2 protein-coding genes and 1 pseudogene are annotated in these 3,514 nt (G+C 28.0%); 2 read left to right on the top strand and 1 reads right to left on the bottom strand.

All coding sequences use genetic code 11. The features are described from left to right. A partial coding sequence (locus tag BN7444_RS00010; RefSeq protein ID WP_068454046.1) for an ABC transporter ATP-binding protein occupies nucleotides 1-544 on the top strand: 544 nt, incomplete at its 5' end. Continuing rightward, a complete protein-coding gene (locus tag BN7444_RS00005; protein ID WP_068454044.1) occupies nucleotides 537-3,005 on the top strand; it encodes an ABC transporter permease in 2,469 nt (822 codons plus the stop codon). The genes BN7444_RS00010 and BN7444_RS00005, both read left to right, overlap by 8 nt. 189 nt (nucleotides 3,006-3,194) lie before the next feature. Here the strand turns inward: BN7444_RS00005 and BN7444_RS09400 are convergent. Beyond that, nucleotides 3,195-3,266, bottom strand: a pseudogene (locus tag BN7444_RS09400) (relaxase); the annotation flags it as partial. Nucleotides 3,267-3,514: the final 248 nt, after the last annotated feature.

Here is a 3,514-nt window from a genome sequence, read left to right as displayed (position 1 = left end):
ATCAACCCTACTACATATCATAGGAGGAGTAGATAGCCCAGATGATGGTAAGGTTTATATAGATGGTAACGACATCTCAAAGTATTCTACAAAAGAATTGGCATACTTTAGAAGAAGAAAAGTTGGACTAATTTATCAATTTTATAATTTGATTCCAAATTTAACCGTTAGACATAACATAGAACTTCCACTAAAACTAGATAAAAGAAAAATAAATCAAGATGAATTTTCAGATATAGTAAAAAAACTTGGTATAGAAAGCAAACTCAACTCTTTTCCAAGTGAACTATCAGGAGGCCAGCAACAAAGGGTTGCCATAGCAAGGAGCCTTATCTATTCTCCGTCTCTTGTACTCGCTGATGAACCAACGGGAAACCTAGACAGGGAGAATTCAAGAGAAATAATTGAAATTTTAAAATATTTTAACAGGACTTTAAAACAGACAATTATAGTAATCACCCATGATGAGTCTATAGCCCTAGAGGCAGAAAGGGTAATAACAATTGTCGATGGGAAAATAGTGGGAGATGAGAATAATGAATAAGAAGAATCTCTCAATCTCACTTTCACTTTTTATAACTGCAATTTTCTTTACATTTTGTGTTTACTTTGGATATGTAAATAATAAGCTCGATTATGAATATTTTAGGAACAGATCAATTTATGATGCTAAAATTATGCCTGATACAGTTTCTGGTGACTCAAGTAAATTAAAAGAAATAAAAAACATTAAAGAAGTGGGAGAAGTTGCAGTAGAAAATGATTCTGCCAAGCTATCTCAAAATGTCTTAGTGATAAATTATACAGACCAAGCTTTTACCAAGATGTTAGAAGATAATATGTTAAAAGAGGGAAGTTTTGCTACAAAAGATAACGAAATTACCATACCTAAAAGTCTTGCAGAAAAAGAAAATTTAAAAATTGGCGATAAGGTAAAAGTAGAATTTGGGAATAGATTAGTTGATGGAAAAATTATAAAGCCAGTTTCAAGTGTTACTAAGGATGAAGAATTTGCAAGAAAAAATAGCAAAGAATATGTAATAAGTGGTATCACAAGAAATCTTTACAATGAGAATATGAAGATTTTTTATGCTTCTACTGTCATTGGAAAGGATGCAAAGACCAATAGCTTTGTAAGATTCCATAATTTTAGAAAAGCCTACAATAATAAAGATAATTTAGAAAAAGATCTTGCATCTGCCTTGAATAAAGATAAAGTAGAACTTGAATTTAGCGAGATAATGAAAGATTACTATAATGTTGATGGAAGTCTTTTACAACAAAATAGGCAGATAATTGTAGACTCTCTTTTAATTTTTGCTACAATCCTTATTTTTATATTTTTTGTAAAAAACATTTTTACAGTTTGGGGTCTAAGAAAAATAAGAGAAGTTTCAATGTACAAGTCTATTGGGTCAACAGATTATCAAATTTATAAATTGCTTTTAAAAGATGGATTAAAAATTTCATTTTTACCAATAGTTTTGGGACATATTTTCGGATATGGAGGAATCAACCTCCTCAATCTTGGCCTTCAAAAGATTTTAGAGAAAGAGGAAAAAATTGAGTTTATAGAATTTTCGTCAAGGCTTTCACTTGTAGTTTTATTAATTTGCTTTTTTATAATTTTCATAGCAATATTTGCTCCAGCTAAAAAAATCGCAAAGATAAATATAATTGATGGTATAAAGGGAAACTTTAGTGACAAAAATATAAAACTAAAGAAGAATAAAAATATTTGGAAGGAATTAAAGATAAATAATTTAAAAACCATTTCTTCTCAGAGATATATTTCTGCAATTGGGATGATAATTGTCTCAATTTTTTTGATAGTTTTCTCTATGGCAAAGTACAATAGGGTGAAAAATACTTACACATATAATACTAATATTAATATTTTGATTGATTCAAATGAAGCTGAAGTCCCAAATGTCTTAAAGGATATAATGAAGACTACAGAAAATGACAAGGCATTTCTTTCAACAGAAAAATATATTTCTCTTAGTAAAGATCAAAACTATTCAGATGAGTTCAGGTATTTTGACTTAGATGAGAAAATTCGAAAATATTATGATAATGGCGAAGATTTTTATCTCGATGGAATTATTACGGCCTTAGATGATGAAACTTTTGAAAAGATAGGTGGCAAAAAGGGAGAGGCTTTGCTATTAAATAAGGTCCAAGTAAATCCAAATGCACCAATTGATGGATCAGAAACAACAAAATATTTTAAAAATATGGATATTTTAAATTACTCTATAACAGAAGAGAAAAATTACAATTATTCAATCAAAGTAGATAAGTTAATTGATAACACAAAGGACTTTAGGCAAAGAAGACTACCTTTTTATGTGAATTTATATGTTGACTTTGACACATACTTTAAACTTTTAGAAGAATGGAATAAATTTTATTTAAAAAACAACAATGACTTGAGAAGAAACACCTACGAACTCTCAATGAAAGTTGATGAAAATAAGTTAGACGATATAAAGAATGAAGTTAAAGAGAGATTAGATTCTTCCATTGCCTACAATGAAACTTATAATTTAACTACAAGCAAAGATGTAGAAGCAAATCGCATGAAAGACGTAAAAACTTTTGGACTTATGATAATTTTTATTGCAAGCATAATTTTTATTTTAAATATAACTAATGGATATTCTTCTATTAATTTAAGTTTAATGGCAAGGAAAAAAGAAATTGGATCTTTAGTGTCTTGTGGAATAGATGAGGAAGAACTGAAAAACAAATATACAAGAGATTTTATATTAGAAGAAATTAAATCACTGGCAATAGTTTTAATAGTAAGTTTTGCTGCTTTATTTGTAATTGCAAAAATATCTCCAACATTGGATATGAAAATTTTGTTGTCTTATTTTGAATATAAATATTTCCTTGCTTTTGGAATTTTGATTTATGGTATAAATATTTTAATTTACAAGACAACTTTACAAAATATTTTAAAGATCGATCCCATTGATTTGATAAGAGGATTTGACTAGGAGGGACTTATGAGTAAGAATATTAGTAAGATTTTACAAAAGTTCTGACTCTAAGGGCTTTGGCATAGGACTTGTCATGGCAAAATCAATTGTTGAGGCAAACAATGGAGATATAAGTGAGATAATAAGTTTAGATTAAAAGTTTATAAATATTTTTAAAAAGCTATAAGTTTATCCCCTTATAGCTTTTTATCTCTCCACTTCTTTCCCATAATAATTTCTATACTGAACAAGGTCAGAAAATTGCTCTTTATTTAAAGAGCAATTTCTGAAGTAAAAGGGAAAAGTTAAAATAGTATTATAGTAATAATTTTTCTTGAACAAGGGATTCAAAGAATAAGTGATGTAGTATTTTCAATGATTAAAAATTATATAGCAAAGCTAATAAAGAATATTCACAAAAGTTAGCTGAAACATCTTAGAAAAGCTCTTATAATTATATTGAAAGTAGGAGATATAATATCATTATATAGGATTCCTCATGAAATTATAGAAAGGAATGATCAAAT

Origin of the sequence: Peptoniphilus pacaensis, from assembly GCF_900088125.1 — a bacterium.
Lineage (GTDB): Bacteria > Bacillota > Clostridia > Tissierellales > Peptoniphilaceae > Aedoeadaptatus > Aedoeadaptatus pacaensis.
This window is presented reverse-complemented; position numbering and strand designations above follow the sequence as displayed.

Coding starts and splice junctions, on each gene's coding strand:
- BN7444_RS00005 (WP_068454044.1), top strand. CDS start 537: ATGAATAAGAAGAATCTCTCAATCTCACTTTCACTTTTTATAACTGCA.